The following is a 17,594-nucleotide window of genomic DNA, read 5'->3' on the forward strand; positions in this document are numbered from 1 at the left end:
CGCGAAAACAACCCCATGCACAGTAGAATTGGCCCGCGGGCCCTGGGCGGGGCGCCTGCGCCCTTCGCCCGAGGAACTCGTTTGCCGGCAGGCGCTTGACCTGCCTTACCTTGTGTAAGCTGCCCCGACCATGAACGATCACGTCAAAACGCCCGCTGCCCCCCGCAAGACCTGCCCGATCTGCGGCAAGCCGCAGTCAGAGGCCACCCGCCCGTTCTGCTCCTCGCGCTGCCGCGACGTCGACCTGAACCGTTGGCTGAAAGGCTCCTACGTCATCCCCGGCCGCGACGACGACACCGATGACGTGGAATAACTAGCGATATCAATGATTTGGTGAGCTCAAGAAGCGCCGCGCGCCAGCCGCGGCGAGCCCGCCCCACCTTGTACACAGCCGCGCCGCGCCCGGCGTAGCCTTCAGGCGGAGCCGGGTGGACAGGTCGCTTCTAGCCCACTATAAACCGCCCGCTCGATGGGCTTTGGCCCCTCTCTTGGAGCACGCCCAGGTAGCTCAGTTGGTAGAGCATGCGACTGAAAATCGCAGTGTCGGTGGTTCGATTCCGCCCCTGGGCACCATTCCTGAACAGATTTACGAACCCGGGGCGTCGGTTGCCCGTCCGGTCCAAAGGTGGACCGGATGTTGTCGTTTGAACCGACGATCCGGATCTTGTCTTCGGACACGATGATCGCGTCCACCATGCTCGAAAGATAGGCCTTCCGCGCTGCGACATCGCCGGAGATCAGCTGTTCGCGCATCAGGCGGGTGAACCGATCGACAGCGACAGGGTCAATCTCGATCGGCGCTGCGCTCGACTTCTTCGCATAATCCAGCGCTTCAACCGCTCTGTCCCGGGAGGCTTTCAGAGCCGCAACGCGCTCTTTGAGAGTCGGATCGGTGCCGTCAACGGTACCCGCCTCGATCGCGCCGTAGAGGCGCCCCAACCGCTCTTCGGCCTCAGAAGCCTGGCGGGCGAGATCGACGATCCGGCGATCGGCGGAAGCCTGCCGCTCGTCGCGGCGGGCTTTCAAGGCGAGCAAGATCGAAGTCACCCGGTCCGGCTGTAGCAACTGATCGGTCAGAGCCTCAACAACCAGCTTTTCGATGACCGGACGGGGAACCTTTCGGTTGACGCAGCTCGTCCCGTCGCCCTGCTTGTGGCGCGCCTGCTTGGTGGCCTGGATGCACTTGTAGTAGGCGTAGATCTTTCCGGTCCTGGAGGTGCCTGTCGCGGTCGTCAACGCGCAAGATACTTCGCAGTCACAGCGCACCAGTCCGCCGAGCAAGGAGGGCGCCGAGGTCAGACGCGGCCCTTTGGCTCGCGGCTGCCGCGCAACCAGAAGGGCCTGGACTTCGTCGAACAAGGCACGATCGATGATCGTCGGCACATCATATTCGACGATTTCGTCGGCGTCCTTGCGTTCGCCATCGCCCTTGCGGTTGAACTCATTGAAACGGCGAACCCCTGTATAGGCGTCGCGCGTGAGAATCTCGTGGACGGTTCCGGTGCCGAACAACGAGCCGTTCCTCGAACGGAAGCCGCGCTCGTTCAACCAGATCGCGATCTTCTTGGTGCCGAGCGGGCCGGAGTTTCCATCGCCGTTCCGGGCAAGGTCGAAGGCGCGAACGACAATCTCGGCCTCGACCGGTTCGATCGCGAGCTTTTTCTTCTGCTTGTTTCCGATGATCTCCGCGTCGACGGACTTGTATCCGAATGGAATGATGCCGCCGTTGGAAAATCCACGGCGCGCGTTCTCCTTCATGGTGCGCGTCGTCGCGCGGGATGTCTCCGCGGACTGGAATTCGTTGACGATACCGATGAACTTTCTGAACAGGTCCCCGCTCGCGTCGTTGGTCAGCGGCTCGGCGAATGAAATCAGTTCAACCTTGTGCTTGCGCAGTGCGCGGACGGTGAGTTCTTGCTCGAACTGGTTTCTGAACGCGCGGGAAAACGAATAGACGAGAATGGCGTCGACCGATCGCGTGCCGTCGGTCGCGCGCGCGATCATCTGTCCGAACGCCGGCCGCTTCATGTTCGTGGCCGTCTCACCCTCGTCGCGGAAAATGCCGACGACATTCTCGCCGTCTCGCTTGCAGCGAGCAACCAGTTGGTTCTCCTGATCCATCAGGCTGAGGGCATTCTGGGCCTGAGCGTCGGTCGATACGCGCACGTAGATGAGCACGTTTCGCGTCGCCTTGACTCCGTTCGTCGAGGGCGTTTCCAATGCGTGAAGATGCTTGCGTGCCATGAGAATATTGCCCCTGCCTCAAGTCATGGATCGAGTCTAGCGGGGCGGTACGAGCTTGTGAAGCAATTCGATCGCAGCTTTGCTGCGCATCTTGCTCACATCGATCATCTTGCCGTGGCGCCGCGTCCATTCGGCGCGGAAGGCTTCGTGCAGCATCTCGGTGTGCGTCTCACACAGGCCCTGGAACATGGCCTGCGCGCCATTATCCGGAAGCCTGAGAAAGCCCTCAATGAAGATCTGGTGGCGCAGCTCCTCGTTCATTGCACGAAGCTGGAAGATCGCCGCCTCCCGGTGCCGGGGCTTGTAGACGTAGCGGGTATCGGGCGTGAATTCACCGTTGGTCGAGGGACCCTGCGCCAGGACCTCGCCAACCAGCCAGACACCGCTGTCGACGGCGATGTCGGCGTATTTCTCCAAGTCCATTTTCAGGATGCGGGGCTCGTAGAACGGATGGGTGGTCATCGCTTCTCTCCTTTTCGAGGTGCCGTAGTCACCCCCGGCATCGTGCGGGGTTTGGGATCGAAGACCGCGTCGAGCAGGTCGCCGAAATATCGCTCGATTGCGTCCAGCTCGGCCTTCGAGACCGGGATCGGATCGGGCAATTCGCTCTCCACGGTCCAGAACTCCGGATCGGAAGGCCGCGGCTTCGCTGGAGAGCGATTAGAGCTCATGGCCGAGCTCACGCTTCTTGCGATGCTGTCGATCGCGAGCGACAACTGCGGTAGCATCCGCCAGTTCGGACGGCTCGATCGTGCTCGTCTTGGTGCTCTCGCGAGAAAACAATTTCAGCAGGAGGGCGCGACGCTCCTTGGCAGTAACGTCGTTCTGCCTGGCCTCTCGCGAACGCGCGGCTCTGACATGGGCATCGACCTCGGCGACGTCGACGACCAGCGACAAGGGTCCACGCGCCCGGCTGGCGGCCACATAGAGCGAATTCCGCACGTAGTGGGCATCGATCACAGCCGTGCAGGTCTCGGCAGTCAGCCCCTGTGACTGGTAGACCGTCGTTGCGTAGTCGTGAGCGAGACGTGCGTGGCCGTGCTCGTCGGCTACCGCCCTCGTCGAGAAGGAGACGCGGGAGCGACCGATGCGCGCGGTGATGTTGGCGTGGTCGCGGCCGTCCTGCTCAAGATGCTCAATTTTGCCGCAGGTGCCGTTGATGATCCGATGACCAGCCAATTCGGCCCGGCGACCGAACCTGATCCGGTCCCCGACGGCGAGGCGCAAGACATAGGGATCGCCTGATGCTGACGACGCCGTGACCGATACGTCCCGCCCCTGGATATCGCCGGTAGCGCGAAGCCGCTTGCGGATCTCGGCATTGAGGCCGCGCACGGTGGCGTTGGAGCGGGCAATCAGGAGATGATCCTTGCCGGGTTGCTCCCGCCGGGCGTCAAACCATCTGTCCACAGCAGTCGAGATGGTGGATTTTTGACCATCGGTCTCGACGATGCAGTCTTCCCTCTCCAGAATCTTGAAGGCCTCGTCGACCCGGCGGTGTGCAAGGTGCTCCACCGCGCGGCGCATCTTCGGATCACGCTGCCGGACGATCTTCTGCAGCACCGCCGCTTCGGTCGCGAGGTGGACGAGCTCAAGGCCGGCCGACGCCGCGATCGGCTTGAGCTGGCTGGAGTCGCCGGACAGCACCAGCTTCACTTGTCCGGTGATCGGACCGACCGGTGTCCGTTCGCAAGTCGCCGCGTCGCTCAGGGCTTCCTTGAGGATCGCGTGAGTCGCCCGTGCTCCAAGCAGCCCGACTTCATCGACGATGAGCACGGTCTTTGGATCGAGAAAGCGGCCGCCGGTTCGTGCAATGGCCAGCCAGGAATCGATGGCACGCGCCTCGACTTGCAATTCGCTCGCGAGCATCTCGGCTGTGCGCCAGGAGGCGGCTGCCGCAATCACGCGGTGTCCGTCCTCCTTCAACTGGCCGACCAGCGGTTTAAGTGAATATGTCTTTGCCGTTCCGGCTTTGCCCTGAAGCAACGCCAGGGCGCGCCCGTCAGCCAGCGTGTTGACGGCGGCGACCTGTTCGCTCGACAGGCCGACCGCGACCGCCTTCTCGTTCAGCGCGACAAGGTCTGGACCAGACCAGCGCCGATTCGCCAGCTGCTTTGCAAGATCAATCGTCTCACGTTCCAGGCGGACCATTTCCGGGGTCGAATAGACAGGCTCCTTGAGTTGATCCTTTCTGATTTCGACGATCCGGCCGCTCGCGATGAGGCGATCGACGCGTTGCATCAGATGCGCGGGATCGGTCGCGGTCCCAACGTGGGCGGTCGCGACAGCACGGATCACGTCGATCCGCGAAAACGTCGCCTCATGCTCCGTGAGCTGCTCGGGAATTTTCGCGAGCGCGGCTTCGAACGTCTCATCCCGACCGCCGCGGTCGAGGTTCGGGGCCACGCGCAGATTCTCGACGCAGAGCCCGGGGACGAGGCCCAGCTCGGCGGCCTTGCCCTGCCAGAGTTCGAAGCGATCGGTGCCATCATCGCGCTGCTTGCTGCGACGCGTCGACAGCGTGGCTGCCGCAGCTACTGCAGGTGCGGAGGCGGAATCCTGGCCGCTCTCGGCGAGCTCGTCTTCGATCTGATTCCTGCGGCTGGAGAAGAATTTTCGGATTTCGGGATCAAAACCCACCTCGAAGGTGCCGTGCTTTCCGATCTCCCGAATGACGAAACCAAGCTTGCGCAGTTCGTAGGCGGTATGAGCTGCATGGATCGATCCCAGGCAGGTCTTGATCTGTCCCAGACGCGTGTCGATGCACCCAATGGAAGCATCATTCCGCATGGCCAGGTTGAACACGACGGAATGGGTGTGGAGCTGGGGGTCCGAAAAGACCGATCCATCCAGGTGGGGCGCCGGCCGCGCCGTATCGTGGGTAAACAGCGCGCCCGTCAGTCTGACGTGCTGGCGGTGGAGCCCGTCGCGGCCTCGGCGCGCGTAAGTCGCTTCGTCCTCCAGAATCTCCAACGCGCGGTGGACGCCCGTCAGGTGGGCGTCGAGGACGGCCTGGCGAAGCTCCAGATTCGTCGTGAGCGCATAGACGAGGCTCACGCTTTTGGACGGCGAAAAGGTGAAGTCGACGCCTTCAACCTTGCGGCTGCCCGTCGTCAGCAGCCAGCGCCCCTCCTGGTCGAGGCCCGCGTGGAGCTGAGCAAAACGCTCGATGTCGACGGCCCCACCATGCGTCAGACCAAACTGCGAGCCACGCGCGAACCATGTTGCCGCGATCTGCCGTTCGCCGCCGTGATAATAGTCCCGGGCGTAGTACGTCGAGGCGGTGCCGATTTGGAGCGATGCAACCATGATGGAGGAAGCATCCCGGAGATCGCGCACCGATCGGTCCCGTGACCCCCCACAAAATCCGCAAGCTCAAAAAATGAGAGCCGCCCGGAGGCGGCTCTCGATTGACTATTCAGGCCCGCGTTTTGCGCGGGAGCCAGCGATGCAAGGGCCAATCGACGATGGGAATGTCAGCGAGGCCGAGCACGGCGGCCCGGATGAAGGGACGTCCCCACAGGTCGAATTTCAGGCCGAGGTCGGACTGATATTCGGAGACCGTAACCGGCGGAATGGTCCACTCCTGTTGACGCTGGTCGGCGTGCGCGGGGATGCGAGCGTCGCGAACCGTGCGCTGTGCGACCCATTCCTTGGCGACGCGCTGCGCGCTTTCACCGGGCGCCAGACCGCATATGATTTGTAGCCCGAAGTTTTCCCGGAACGCCTCGGATTCCCTCAGCTGGGCCGGGCTTTGGACCGTAACAATCGTGCGGACCCCGCGCGACCGTCCCAGCGCCGCCAGATCCGTGATGGCCGGGCTCTTGTCGATCCCGATCCGCGAGACCTCGTCCAGGAACAACCATATGCGCCAGTCATGCTCGTCCTCGACGTCTCCGCCCAGGATGGTTCCGGCAAGAATCCGCAGCACGAGCTTGACGAAGGCGGCCGAACGGTCGCGCCGCTGGAGGTCGTAGCGCAGGATGATCGGCCGGCGCCACTGTCCGGCAACGGCCCAGGCACGCAACGATCGAGGTCGTGTCCCGTCCTGCTCCAACTTGGCGAAGCGGCGGGCGGTGGCGCCCACATGGGCGATCAGGTTGAATTGGAGGGATAAGATAAAATTCGCCGGCTCCTCGCCGCGCGTCATGATCATGCCGGCGACATCAGGGGCGATTTTGCGGATCATGGGCTCCAGTTCGCCCGGCGGCTTTGACAGCATGTCGTGCAGATCACGCCAGCCCCACCGTTGGCCGCGCTCGGATTGCAGGTGCTGGATGATCGCGCTCAGGATCAGTCGCGATCCCTCAGCCCAGACCGGATCCCGGGAATCCGGGATCAGGCTTGCCGCGAATTCATCGGCGTCGGCATCATCCAGCAGGTCTCGGCCGATCGCCCACACCACCGAATTTGCTCCCGCGAGGTCGAAGACGAGCGGCCGGTATCGCGCAAACCGGGCGGCTAGCTGTCCCTTCACGTCGAGGGCCAGTACCCGATCGCGACGCCCCAGGGCCTGATTCATCAGACCCTCCGCAATCACGGACTTGCCCGACCCGGGCGGCCCCATCAGCAGGATACCCTCCTTCTCAGTGACGATAGGCAAGCGTGTTCCCGGAGCCAGGAAGATGCCCTCGCCGGTTTGCCGACGCAGCGGGTGGAAGGTCGCGTTTAGATAACCGGCACCTGACGGACTCCACAGCGGCCGTGGCCCATTGACGTGAAGCGCTGCGATACGTTTTGGGCTGGCGTCACGCACGCGTCGAAATACCGTTCGCGCCGCGGCAACTCCGATTGCGCAGGCCACCGCAAGCCGGAGAACGAAGGGCATGACGAGATCGCCCGGCGGCATGGCGTCGATGAGGGCGGCCACGAGGCGCAACGGATACGCCGCGAGCTCGCCGATCCCGCTCGTCTCCAGATGAGGCATCTTGGCCTGCTGGATGAACGACCAGAGGTCGGAGAGGTGCACGGTAACTGCCGCATCGTATGGATGCCACCACACGAGGGGCGGGATCAGCGTGCAGAAGGCGACGCTCATCGACAGCAGCACAGCAAGGAACGTCATGCTGCCAAAGAGGCGCGCGCCGGAGAGCGAGGGGAACGGTTCGGTCGGATGGGGTTTGATCATGATGTCACCTGAGGTTGATGCCAGTGCGGCGCGGGACGTAGAGGCGCGCGCCTTGGGGCAAGAGGATGCTGGAGTCGAACGAGGGGTTTGCCGCGGCCAGGACGGCGAGCGGCAAGCCGAGCTTGTCGGCGGCCGTCGACAGGCTCAGGCCCGTCGAACCGACGACATAGGTGCAATCGCCGGTCCAGGCGTCGAGCCTGCCGCAGACGCGCGGCGCCGACGGCTGAACCGTCAATTCGGGCAGGATGCGCTCGACGAACGGGACCGACACGATGATGAGACCGCCGATCGCCGCCGAGATGGACGTCTTGCGCGTGCATTCCCACCACAAGGGCTGGCGCCGGCGGAGCCGGGTCAACCACGACACGCTCTTTTCCGGCATGTTGCGCGCGGTGCGAACCGGGCGGGCGGGCTCTTGGGGGCGGGCGAGCCACCCCCCTGAACGCGGATGATCCGCGAGCGTTCGGCCAAGAGGGCCATCCCGCGCGGGCCGAGCCGGGCGATCACCCAGCCGGGCACACGCCGGAGCTGATGGAAGGGCATCGTGCCCAACCGCTCGACGATTGCGTGGCGCCCGGCTTCCCCGCGCACGCGCAACTCGCGCAGGCGGCGCAGCCAAGCATCGAAATCTTCTTCGGGCCGGGGCTGCTGTTGCTGGTCGTTCACCTGATCAGGCATCGTGGCCTCCCTGATCAGCGGTCGCCAGCGCCTCGATGCCACCCCACATGATCTCGAGCCAGCTCGCGACGTCGCCCTGCAGGACCGCGGCGATCGCGCGCGACACGTTGAGCCGCTGGGCGATGTCGGTGTCATCGGCGTTGATGATGTCGACGAACGTCATGCCGAGCTGTTCGAACGGCACGAGCGCGCCGGCCGCGGCCGCCGGCATCTGCAGGATGCGGCGGCCTTCCAGGAAGGGCGCCACCGCTTCGCGCCAGACGTCGTCGGAGGAGGAGCCCGGAAAGAACTTGAATCGGCCGCTGCGCTCGTTCAGGACGGCGACGATCTCTGCCGAGGGGCATGCGATCGCGAGCGCCTTGCCGAGGGCGGCGCTCTGGCCCATCGCCGCGAAATCGGCCACGAACACCAGCCAGACCACGACCTGCACGCCATTGTTGCGCAGGTGCGCATCCAGCCGGGCCTTGCCGATGTACTCGACCGTCGCCGCGGCCGACGGCCCGCCGCCGACATCGACGACGACCGGCACACCGTCTGCGAGCGAGGCGTCGATCGCGGCCGACAGCGGTTCCATCGCGGTCATTGCGGCCAACGGATCGCTCCGCATCTCCTCGGTGCCGGGCAGATGAACGACGGACACCAGATCGGCGTAGAGCCTGGGCAGGAGAGCGGTGCGATCCACCTGCACGATGCGGACGCCGCCGCCCGTCAAGCGATGCTTGTCGATCAGCAGCCGCGCCAGAGTCGACTTTCCGATTCCGCCCTTGGGACCGATGACGAGGTGAATGATGGGACCGGTCCTGGCCCGCTCTTCGGCCTCACGCGCGTCCTTGACGAGCCTTACAGCCTTGCGCTGCAGGCGCTTTTCCTTGCGATCCTGATCGTTCATAGCAGTCCTCTTTCCTGGTTGAAGGAACTGCGAAAGAATCAGGCTTGGCGTACCGATGGGTCCCGTGACCCCCCACATTCGAGGGGCAGCGCTTTGAGTGGGAGAGCGCGTCTGGGCGCGCGGCAAGGACCACAAATCCTTGCAAGGGTGGCTAGCCCTCGGTCCTTGCGAAGGGACTTGTGATCAGTCGATTTGGACCGCAAACATGAGAGGCTCCACCGAACACGCGCGACAGATGCGCCAAGTTACAACGCATTCGACACGAGCAAGTGCGTCGAAAGCGTTTTTCAGGTTTCGATCCAGCGGTCGGCTGGATCAGCAAAGTCCTGTTCGATCATATGTCACGTCGAGGTTTTCGCCCGCTTCAAGCGCCGTCCATCCGATCGAGAAGCTTGAAGATCCTGCCCAGCCGGGCATGAATCTCCACATTCGAATGAAGAGGGCTGAGCAATTTCAGCAGCCGCGTGCTATCCACATCGGCAAATTGCGACGCGCCTTTTCCGAGAGGATAGCGCGAGCGCAGTATGTCGATGTCCAACATCGCTGCCAGCTGGTTATTTCCGCGGTACTTTGCGTCGGACGAATAAAATATGCCTCTGCGATACTCGTCTTCGCAATCCTTGCGCCAGACCGCCGCTGCATTCCTTGCGAATTTCTGGAAGTAATCGCGATCATCGACCAGCTTCGGGTTGGACCGCGCTAACGCGGCCAAGCGAAGGTTCCATCGACTGAGCGTCTCGACGTAGTCACCGAGAATGACGATCTGCTCGCGATGCCTCACGATTCTCGTTGCGAAGTCATAGGCGACTTCAAGAGCAACATCGCGCCTCGCAACACGAGCGCCGGTACCGTCGGCTCGCTTGCGTTTGATGGTCCATGCGCCGTCGGTCCCGACCAAAGGGTCGAAGTTCCCGACACCACATCTCAGCGCGAATTCCGGCATGAGCTTCATCGCGGCGCGGATGAATCCCGCAAACCTGTCTTCGAATGAGTCGCTGCTCTTGTCGCCGGCCAAGAGCCGCACCTGCACACCTGGCGGCTCTCTCGTGGTTTTGGCGCCGATTTCGAGAGCTTCAGCGATCCATTGATAGATCGGCGGCCTCTTATCGAAATCGGTCACCGTTCGGTTGCGTTGGGAATCCTTCTCCTTGCTTCCCCACATCTCGGTCGCGCTTTGAAGCTGGAAAGCAACAATTCGAGCCCGGCTGCCCAGGTTCAGAATGGCCTCTGGCCCGAGAATCTCAACGAAATCCCGGATCGGGATGTTTTGCGTGCAATCTTGTGACCTGTGCGAAAGCTCCTGAATGACGCCCGCCAGTAGATTTCGCGGTTCAGGCAGAATGAGCCGGTAAGATTTGACTGTCGTGCCCTCGGCAGCGGCGAAGGCCCGCTTAATGACGTCAATGTCCGATGGAGCGAGTTCGCGCGGATTCCAGTTCGCGGCTAGATCTTTGTCTGGAATTCGAAGCGGGCGGATTCGATCGCCGAGCAACTCTTCGCAAGCGTACTTGCTGAGGTTGCGGCGGCCTTTCAACGGGCCGATCTTGAGGGCCTGCCCTGCGGGCCGATCGACATTTGCATTCAAAAAATCAGCGAAGTGATGAAGCTCCGCGATCAGATCCTTTCGCCGCCTTGACGGATAGCGTTGAACACGTCCTTTACCTCTCTGTTTTTCGGAATGTTCAGGCAGATCGTCGAGCCAATCGTGGACATCCGCGGCAAAGGTGTCGCATGCCGCCACGAAATCCATCGCCGACGATAGCGGATCGACGGCCTGCTCGCCTCGGTAGAAGTTCAGGGCAAGCCCCAAGAGCTCAGCCGAGACGCGGTCACGTTGCCTTGCTCTGGTAACGGAGGCTGGCTTTGCAAGCTTCATTAATCGTCCAGGTCGAGCGGACGCGGCCGCGTCTTCAGAATCTCGGCGAGCCGGCTCGACGACGACGCCGGCGATCGGGGAACTGTGACACCAGCGCTCTTAATGATTGGTTTGCGGCCGTGCTCGAGTTCGAGGAGGCGGTGCGTCGTCACGCGTCCGTTTCCCTCATGGGCGTCTGGCTCGGCGGCAAGTCGCGCGTACTCGGTTCGCAGGTTGTGCGCGGCAATGGCCCGACCGGATTTGTCGCGAGCGCCGGCTTGGGTCAGGCGCGCGGCAATCTGCTCCCAGGTCAGGCCGCGGCCGCGCAAGGCGTCGAAATTAGCCAGGCAAGACCGCACCGCTCGCCGCAGCGGGATGCGTTCCGCACCCGCTCCGAGCGTTTCGACGATCGCCTGAATATGCTGGCCAATATCCATGTCGAAGATGTGTGGCTAGGGATTGTGATCGCAAGGTCGGTGCGCCCGTGTAACACCGTCAAAGCTGTATGTGAGAGCAATTGTCATCGCGCGTGTGCAGCTGATCGATGCCGCTAAGAGGCTACGCGACAACCTCGCCGCCAGATGGACGTGGGCACCGTGCTGCTTCGTCTTTCGAAATGAACGGACCAGATTCGGCATGCATGCCGCGAAGACCGATAGTTCTCTGCGTCCTTCGTGCTGGCTGGATTGGATCGCGTCGTCGAATTATCTTAACCGAGGCGGGAAGCGGCGATGGGTGCTCCCCGTCGCCGCTTCTCGGCTACGCCGTTAGCAAGGCCGGGTGCACGAGCCAGTTCTGTGCGGGCCGGCCCAGGCCGACCCGCTCCGCCGGCTGGAGGAGGCCGCGCAGCTGCAGTTCGCGCAACGCATCCTGGATCGCACCGGCATCGCGCAGCGGCGATCCGCGCCCACGCAGGATGTCCTCGCGGGAGTTGATCGTCGCCTTGCCCAGCCGGCGCAGGTGCCGGGCGAGCTGGGTGGTGGGGGCTTCTTCCTTCTCTCGCGTCACCGTGAGCGTGCGCTCGGCCATCGGCAGGAAGAACTCGGCCATCAAGCCGACCGCGCGCTCGGCATCCTCGCCGGAGACCGCAATCGGCTGCTGGCCCTTGCTGACCGCCTCAGTGACCGCGAACACCGCGCTGATACGCCGTGCCTGCTGGGCGGCACGGACGTAGACATCATGCAGGCGATCGCCGAGATCGTCGAGGCCAGCGGTGAAGGTGCGGCTGGCGCGGTCGAGCACCGTGCGCGCCTCGTCCGACACCGCGATCGTGTCGTAATACTGGCCAGTCGAGTCGCTACCGCCCGAGCGGACCAGGTCGACCGCCAGCTTGCGCAGGAGATCCACGGGGCCAGCCTCGCTGGGCAACGCGTGGATGGGCGTCACATCGGGATAGCTCCACAGGAAGCGGGCACACAGCCCATCCCCTTGCGTGATGTGACCGATCGACTGCGGGTGGACCGCGGCCAGAACGGTCAGCAGCAGCGCCGGCACAACGATGAACCCGGTCTTCAACTTGACCGGGTAGCGCGGCCCGTCGAAAGCCTGCAGCAGGATCGTGCGGCCGCGATGCCCCTGGCCGGCCATCAGCCCCGTGAGCACGCCGCGGAATTCGGCCGACAGCAGCGTGCGGCCGCGCGCATCGTGCTGCAGCTCGTCGATGAAGCCCGCGCCCGTTGCATCGCACAGGACCAGCGGGGGCCCGGAAGCGGCTTCGTCCTCATCCAGATCCGCCGGGACGGCGCCGCTGCGCAAGATGCGCTTCATCGCGCTCGAGGTCTGCCGCGCCTGATGCGCCGACATCTCCTGCGAACCTGCCGAGGAGCGCGGCGTGTTCGCGCCATGGCCCATGATCGCAGTTTCGGCATGCTGAAGCGCGTCCTGGGCGATCTCGATCACGGTGCTGCGGCCGGAGCCGGGCCGGCCCACCATCGCGGCGAACAAGGCGAGCGGCTCGGTCTTCGCCGACGTCAGTCCGATCCGCCAGCGATTGCCGATCGCGCCGGAGACGGTGGCGAGCACGGTGGGGCCGACATAGGCGGCGCTCAGATGCTGCGTTTCCGTGAAACCGCGGACCAGCGCCTCGATGGCCGGGGTGAGGTGCTGCAGCGGGAACACCGGAGCCGGCGTCGACTGCGGCTGCATGAACGTCAGATCGGCCGCGGGCCAGTTCGTGCCGATCGCATCTCCGTTCGGCGGAGCATCGGCCTCCGCCTTGGTCGTGGTACGCTTCTTCGCCATGATGATGCCTTCCGTTTGAGACCCACCTCGTGTGGGCGGCATCTGATCTACAGGCGACTTAAACCCGATGAGTCCCGTGACCCCCCACAAAATCCAATGTTCCGCGCTCCAGCGGCACGATCGTGCCTGGGCTTCCGAATATGACCGTCAGGGTTGCAGCCCGACGAAATGACCAAATGACAATACTCAGGATGCGGTGAAGGTACGAGACCACCCAGAGAGTCGGGGCCTGACAGAATGACGAAATGACAAAAATGTCCAGGAGCAGGATCGAAGGCCGAACCGATCACCCGGTCGCCGGGTGATTGTGTTCATCCTCGTCTGACAAGACTGGCCCTGTTTCGGCCGGGAGCATGCGAGCTTTTCGTCAGAACTGGCGCTATCTCGCACGAGGATTGCGAGACCGCCCGGACGTGCAGGGTTCAAAGGGATCTCGGACGTTGGAATCCTGGCTGACGAATATTGGCATTTTGTCATTTCGTCGGACCATGCGGTTGGGATCTGCAAAGTCTCCTCGTTGCGGGAGAACTTCGCGAGTGCGGAGAACCCCGCACTGGTTGCGCCAATTCCCACCGGCCCCTTTGCCGACGTGATCCGACGAAATGACGAAATGACAGAAGTAATAGCCGATCACGGCTCGACGGCATTATTTGTAGGTCGATTGTCATCAGGCTGGTGCGACCTGCTTTCCATAATGGTGTTGCTCCACCGTCGCCGCCGATTTGGTCGCCATCTGCGGCAGATGTCTCAGGTTGCATATGGTGTCCCTCGCCGGAGGCACTCGGTCCCGGGTCCCGCCGCGTTCCACGTCGGCGCTATGCTGACCCTCCTGCGGGTGCCTTTTTAACCGGTCTCGGGACTGCAGTCGGTCCCGCGTCCCGCCAGGGGCGGCGCTATGCTGACGCTCTTGCGGCTGCCTTTCTTGCTGGTCCTGTCGGAGGATGACTTCATTTCGATCGAGACGACTATCTCGTTTTGAACTCGCGAATGGGCTCCGCCCCTCGCGCGCGCCAGGGTGAAGCGCCGGCTCATGCCGGCGCCGACCCGGGCGGCCTCCCCGGTCTTCCGCGCTGTCCCTAGACGACGAACCATCGCGGGCTTGCCCATTCGCTTGTGCAGACCCGCTTCCAGAGAGCGGCCCTATCGGGCGGGCGATCCCCCGCCGCCCGGCTCGCCCTGGCACTTGCTACCCCCGGTCTCGCCGACGGGCAGGGGCGCAGGCGCGGAGTGCGCGCTCTGCGCCCGTGAAACAGCAGGAGAGATCGATCATGTCGGCCAAGCAGGTGAAGACCGTCCCCGCAAGCGGGACGGAGATTTTCGTTCCGCTCAGCAAGCTCAAGAAGTCACCGAAGAACGCACGTAAGACGCCGCATAGCGAAGCAGCAATCGAAGGCTATGCGTCGAGCATCGCCGCCAAGGGCATTCTGCAAAATCTTGTCGTCGAACCTGAGCTTAATGCGGAAGGTGTCGCGACCGGATTTTACTTCGTGACCATCGGCGAGGGGCGGCGGCTGGCGCAGCTCTTGCGGGTGAAGCGGAAGGAGATCAAGAAGACCGAGCCGATCCGTTGCATCGTCGATACCACGAACGACGCCTTCGAAATCAGTCTTGACGAAAACGTCACCCGGGAGGACATGCACCCGGCCGACCAGTTCGAGGCCTTCAAGAAGCTGGCGGACGAACGCGGGTTTGGTGCCGAAGAAATCGCCGCCCGTTTCGGCGTAACGCCGAACGTGGTGCGGCAACGCCTGCGGTTGGGTGCGATCTCGCCGAAGATGATGCAGGCCTATCGCGATGGTGAATTGTGCCTCGACCAACTGGCGGCCTTTGCCATCACCGACGATCATGTCCGGCAGGAAGCCGTCTATGAGCGGCTATCCTACAATCGGGACGCCAGTACGATCCGCCGCCTGCTCACCGAAACTCACGTCCCCGCCACCGACCGCCGCGCCCGCTTCGTCGGGATCGAGGCCTATACGGAAGCGGGCGGCACGGTGCTGCGCGATCTCTTCACCGAGGATCGCGGCGGTTATCTGGAAGATGTTGCCTTGCTCGACGGCTTGGTCACGGCAAAGCTCGGCAGCGAGGCCGACGCGATACGAGAGGCCGAGGGCTGGAAATGGACCGAAGCGCACCTTGATTTCCCGCATGCACACGGCATGCGGCGGATTTATCCGCATTCCGTCGAACTCTCGGCAAAAGACGCGCGCGCTCTGAAGGTGGCCCAGAGCCAATTCGACCAACTGACCGAACAGTATCAAACCGTCGAAGAGCTTTCCGACGACGTAGACGCGCAGTTCGGCGAGCTTGAAGCAGAAATCGAACGGCTGGAGGCGAAGCGGCAGGCCTACGATGCTGACGACATCGCGCGCAGTGGAGCCTTTGTGATCCTCAATCACGACGGCACCGTCAGAATCGAACGCGGCTTCGTTCGCCCGGGAGACGAAAAACCGCAGTCCGAAGCTGAGCAGGAGAGTGGTGATCGGTCGAGGAACGGAAGCCATGATGCAGACGGCCAATCCATGCAGGGTAACGCAGAGGGAGCAGAGGCTGCCAGCGAGGAGGCCGACGACCGGCCCTTGTCCGACGTTCTCGTCCGGGACATCACCGCACATCGCACCCTGGGACTGCGACTCAATTTGAGCGAACAGCCCGAAGTCGCCATCGTGGCGGTCACGCATGCGCTCGCGGCCCAAATCTTCTATCTCGGTGCGGATGCGCATGTCGTCGGCATCCGTCCGGTCAAGACCGATCTCGCCGCGCATGCGGAGGGCATCGAGGATACTCCCCCCGGCAAGGCTTGGGCGGATCGTCACGCCAATTGGGCACGGCAGATGCCGCGGGACGTCACGGAACTGTGGACTTTCGTGGCCGAGCTGGATCACGACAGTCGCATGAGCCTGTTTGCGCATTGTGTCGCGCTGACTGTCAATGCGGTCATACTCCCGTTGGAGCGGCGACCGCGCGCGTTGGCAACGGCCGACCAACTGGCGGAAGCCGTCTCCCTCGACATGACCGGATACTGGCGTCCGACCGTGCGCAGCTATCTCGGCCGCATCACCAAGGCGCGCATTTTGGAGGCAGTCAGTGAAGGCGTGAGCAACGAGGCCGCCGAGCGCATGGCTGATATGAAGAAGGCCGACATGGCGGAAGCAGCCGAACAGTTGCTGGCGGCGACCGGATGGCTGCCCTCCCCGCTGAGAACGGCCGAACCTCGGCACAAGGTCATGGATACATCAAACGCTGCGCGAGACGGCGACCTCATATCGGAGACCGCCGAATGAGGCTAAGGCCGGGGCCGCTTATGCGGCCCCGGCCCAGCAATAAAAATTCGCCGCGCGCCAGACCGGCGCGCGGCGAATTTATGAAATGGAGCAATCCCACTCCGAGCACAAAGGTCCCCGAGAGGGTGGACCATGTATCATGGGTGCCGGCCGCCTGGCCGACCGGATGCGCTATCTCACCCGCACTTTTCGACGAGAGGACCACCCGTAACAGCGCAGCATGGATCATGCATAAATCGAAGGCAGATCGACCGTCGCAGAGCGACCAAGGTGCGCCACCTTTTGTGCCGCGCGAAAACCGCCAAATCTGATCGCCAACCCTGCTTTAACTTCGCCGCCCGGCCCTCGAAACGTGTGTATCGCCCATGTCCCCGACAAGACCGGTCTAATCCTCCTGCAATCCAGCGCCATGCGCCATGATTGTCTCCGTTTGCCTGTCAACGGCGTGCGTCCTGCGCAACCTCGAATGAGCGGATCAAGCCCGAGGGCCGGCTTCGCCTCAATCGTCTTCCCGCAACTGCTACGCCAGCTTTTTTCCCCTGCCGCGAAGCGGCGGCATTCCTCGCGAGAAGTCAAAAAAGCCGGCTGACGCAGTCCTCCGCGTGCGCTGCGGGCCTGACGGCTGCGGGCCGATCGCTCCCCGGGCCAACGATCGCCATCGAGGCAGCGATGGTCGCGGCCCGAGTAACAAATGGAGACTATCATGGCTCAGATCGGCATCTTCACCGCGTCGGAAACCGGCTATGTCGGGTCCATCAAGACCCTTACGCTTAACCTGAAAGCAAAGCTGGTCGCCAACGCCGAAACGGGCAGCGACAAGGCGCCCGAGTACCGGATCGTCGCGGGCACTGTCGAGTGTGGGGCGGCGTGGAAGAAGGTCGCGCGCGACAGCGATCGCACCTACCTCAGTTGCAAGATCGATGATCCATCGCTGCCCGGCGCGATCTATGCATCGCTCGTCAAGATCGATGGTGCTGACGAATTCGCTCTGATCTGGTCGCGCCGTAGTGGCGATTGATCCCAAGGGATTACCGGCCCCGCCTCACTGGAGGCGGGGCCTTCTTTGATTCTGCCGCTGATGCGGCTCAAGGAAGCGCAATGTCTCTTGGAAGCGGACTACTAAGGGCTCCGCCCTCGCGCCGGCAAGGGTGAAGCACGGCACGCCGTGCCGGCCGGAACGGTATCCCCGATCTTCCGCGCCGTCTTGGATCGCGACCTTCGTCGCGGGGCGCGTGCAGATGCGCCGCGCGCGGCGCCCCTTCGGGCGGGTGATCC

General features: G+C 63.3%; 14 protein-coding genes and 1 tRNA gene. 5 read left to right on the top strand and 10 right to left on the bottom strand.

Annotated features, from left to right (window positions below; all coding sequences use genetic code 11):
• Positions 1 to 130 precede the first annotated feature (130 nt).
• From yacG to LRP30_RS03075, 3 genes are all read left to right on the top strand, one after another.
• On the top strand, positions 131 to 313 hold the full coding sequence (gene yacG / locus LRP30_RS03065; protein WP_128931121.1) for a DNA gyrase inhibitor YacG: 183 nt from the start codon (positions 131 to 133) through the stop codon (positions 311 to 313).
• A gap of 184 nt (positions 314 to 497) precedes the next feature.
• Positions 498 to 573 (top strand) — tRNA-Phe (locus LRP30_RS03070).
• 579 nt (positions 574 to 1,152) lie between these two features.
• Complete coding sequence (locus LRP30_RS03075) at positions 1,153 to 1,869, top strand: hypothetical protein (RefSeq protein ID WP_249759313.1); 717 nt, start codon at positions 1,153 to 1,155, stop codon at positions 1,867 to 1,869.
• Positions 1,870 to 2,280: 411 nt separating this feature from the next.
• Here LRP30_RS03075 and LRP30_RS03080 read toward each other — a convergent pair whose 3' ends face one another.
• From LRP30_RS03080 to LRP30_RS03125, 10 genes are all read right to left on the bottom strand, one after another.
• A complete protein-coding gene (locus LRP30_RS03080; RefSeq protein ID WP_249759314.1) occupies positions 2,281 to 2,706 on the bottom strand; it encodes a hypothetical protein in 426 nt (141 codons plus the stop codon).
• Positions 2,703 to 2,846 carry a hypothetical protein gene (locus LRP30_RS03085; protein ID WP_249759315.1) on the bottom strand — a complete coding sequence of 48 codons (144 nt, stop codon included), beginning with the start codon at positions 2,844 to 2,846 and terminating at the stop codon, positions 2,703 to 2,705. The genes LRP30_RS03080 and LRP30_RS03085 overlap by 4 nt, the downstream gene beginning before the upstream one ends.
• A 58-nt stretch (positions 2,847 to 2,904) precedes the next feature.
• The gene (gene mobF / locus LRP30_RS03090) at positions 2,905 to 5,583 is read right to left on the bottom strand and encodes a MobF family relaxase (RefSeq protein WP_249759316.1); all 2,679 of its coding nucleotides are present in this window, start codon (positions 5,581 to 5,583) and stop codon (positions 2,905 to 2,907) included.
• A gap of 79 nt (positions 5,584 to 5,662) precedes the next feature.
• The gene (locus tag LRP30_RS03095) at positions 5,663 to 7,372 is read right to left on the bottom strand and encodes a type IV secretion system DNA-binding domain-containing protein (RefSeq protein ID WP_249759317.1); all 1,710 of its coding nucleotides are present in this window, start codon (positions 7,370 to 7,372) and stop codon (positions 5,663 to 5,665) included.
• Between the two features lie 4 nt (positions 7,373 to 7,376).
• On the bottom strand, positions 7,377 to 7,739 hold the full coding sequence (locus tag LRP30_RS03100) for a hypothetical protein (protein WP_249759318.1): 363 nt from the start codon (positions 7,737 to 7,739) through the stop codon (positions 7,377 to 7,379).
• Positions 7,727 to 8,050, bottom strand: a complete 324-nt coding sequence (locus LRP30_RS03105) for a hypothetical protein (RefSeq protein WP_249759319.1) — start codon at positions 8,048 to 8,050, stop codon at positions 7,727 to 7,729. Before LRP30_RS03105 ends, LRP30_RS03100 begins: the two co-directional genes overlap by 13 nt.
• Positions 8,043 to 9,065: a hypothetical protein gene (locus LRP30_RS03110; RefSeq protein WP_249759320.1), complete on the bottom strand. Its 1,023-nt coding sequence runs from the start codon at positions 9,063 to 9,065 to the stop codon at positions 8,043 to 8,045. The genes LRP30_RS03105 and LRP30_RS03110 overlap by 8 nt, the downstream gene beginning before the upstream one ends.
• A gap of 238 nt (positions 9,066 to 9,303) precedes the next feature.
• The gene (locus LRP30_RS03115; protein WP_249759321.1) at positions 9,304 to 10,815 is read right to left on the bottom strand and encodes a hypothetical protein; all 1,512 of its coding nucleotides are present in this window, start codon (positions 10,813 to 10,815) and stop codon (positions 9,304 to 9,306) included.
• Positions 10,815 to 11,231: a hypothetical protein gene (locus LRP30_RS03120; RefSeq protein WP_249759322.1), complete on the bottom strand. Its 417-nt coding sequence runs from the start codon at positions 11,229 to 11,231 to the stop codon at positions 10,815 to 10,817. The genes LRP30_RS03115 and LRP30_RS03120 overlap by 1 nt, the downstream gene beginning before the upstream one ends.
• A 322-nt stretch (positions 11,232 to 11,553) precedes the next feature.
• On the bottom strand, positions 11,554 to 13,035 hold the full coding sequence (locus LRP30_RS03125) for a DUF3987 domain-containing protein (RefSeq protein ID WP_249759323.1): 1,482 nt from the start codon (positions 13,033 to 13,035) through the stop codon (positions 11,554 to 11,556).
• A 1,268-nt stretch (positions 13,036 to 14,303) separates the two neighbouring features.
• Between LRP30_RS03125 and LRP30_RS03130 the strand changes: the two genes are divergently transcribed.
• Entirely contained in the window at positions 14,304 to 16,319 is a 2,016-nt protein-coding gene (locus tag LRP30_RS03130; RefSeq protein ID WP_249759324.1) for a ParB/RepB/Spo0J family partition protein, read from the top strand.
• Positions 16,320 to 17,022: 703 nt separating this feature from the next.
• A complete protein-coding gene (locus tag LRP30_RS03135) occupies positions 17,023 to 17,337 on the top strand; it encodes a DUF736 domain-containing protein (protein ID WP_249759325.1) in 315 nt (104 codons plus the stop codon).
• Positions 17,338 to 17,594 lie beyond the last annotated feature (257 nt).

Source organism: Bradyrhizobium sp. C-145 (assembly GCF_023375135.1).
Lineage (GTDB): Bacteria > Pseudomonadota > Alphaproteobacteria > Rhizobiales > Xanthobacteraceae > Bradyrhizobium > Bradyrhizobium zhanjiangense.

Excerpts from the sequence above, each read along its gene's own strand:
- yacG (WP_128931121.1), top strand. The coding sequence starts at position 131 with ATGAACGATCACGTCAAAACGCCCGCTGCCCCCCGCAAGACCTGCCCG.
- LRP30_RS03080 (WP_249759314.1), bottom strand. The coding sequence starts at position 2,706 with ATGACCACCCATCCGTTCTACGAGCCCCGCATCCTGAAAATGGACTTG.
- LRP30_RS03095 (WP_249759317.1), bottom strand. The coding sequence starts at position 7,372 with ATGATCAAACCCCATCCGACCGAACCGTTCCCCTCGCTCTCCGGCGCG.
- LRP30_RS03105 (WP_249759319.1), bottom strand. The coding sequence starts at position 8,050 with ATGCCTGATCAGGTGAACGACCAGCAACAGCAGCCCCGGCCCGAAGAA.
- LRP30_RS03115 (WP_249759321.1), bottom strand. The coding sequence starts at position 10,815 with ATGAAGCTTGCAAAGCCAGCCTCCGTTACCAGAGCAAGGCAACGTGAC.
- LRP30_RS03120 (WP_249759322.1), bottom strand. The coding sequence starts at position 11,231 with ATGGATATTGGCCAGCATATTCAGGCGATCGTCGAAACGCTCGGAGCG.
- LRP30_RS03125 (WP_249759323.1), bottom strand. The coding sequence starts at position 13,035 with ATGGCGAAGAAGCGTACCACGACCAAGGCGGAGGCCGATGCTCCGCCG.
- LRP30_RS03130 (WP_249759324.1), top strand. The coding sequence starts at position 14,304 with ATGTCGGCCAAGCAGGTGAAGACCGTCCCCGCAAGCGGGACGGAGATT.
- LRP30_RS03135 (WP_249759325.1), top strand. The coding sequence starts at position 17,023 with ATGGCTCAGATCGGCATCTTCACCGCGTCGGAAACCGGCTATGTCGGG.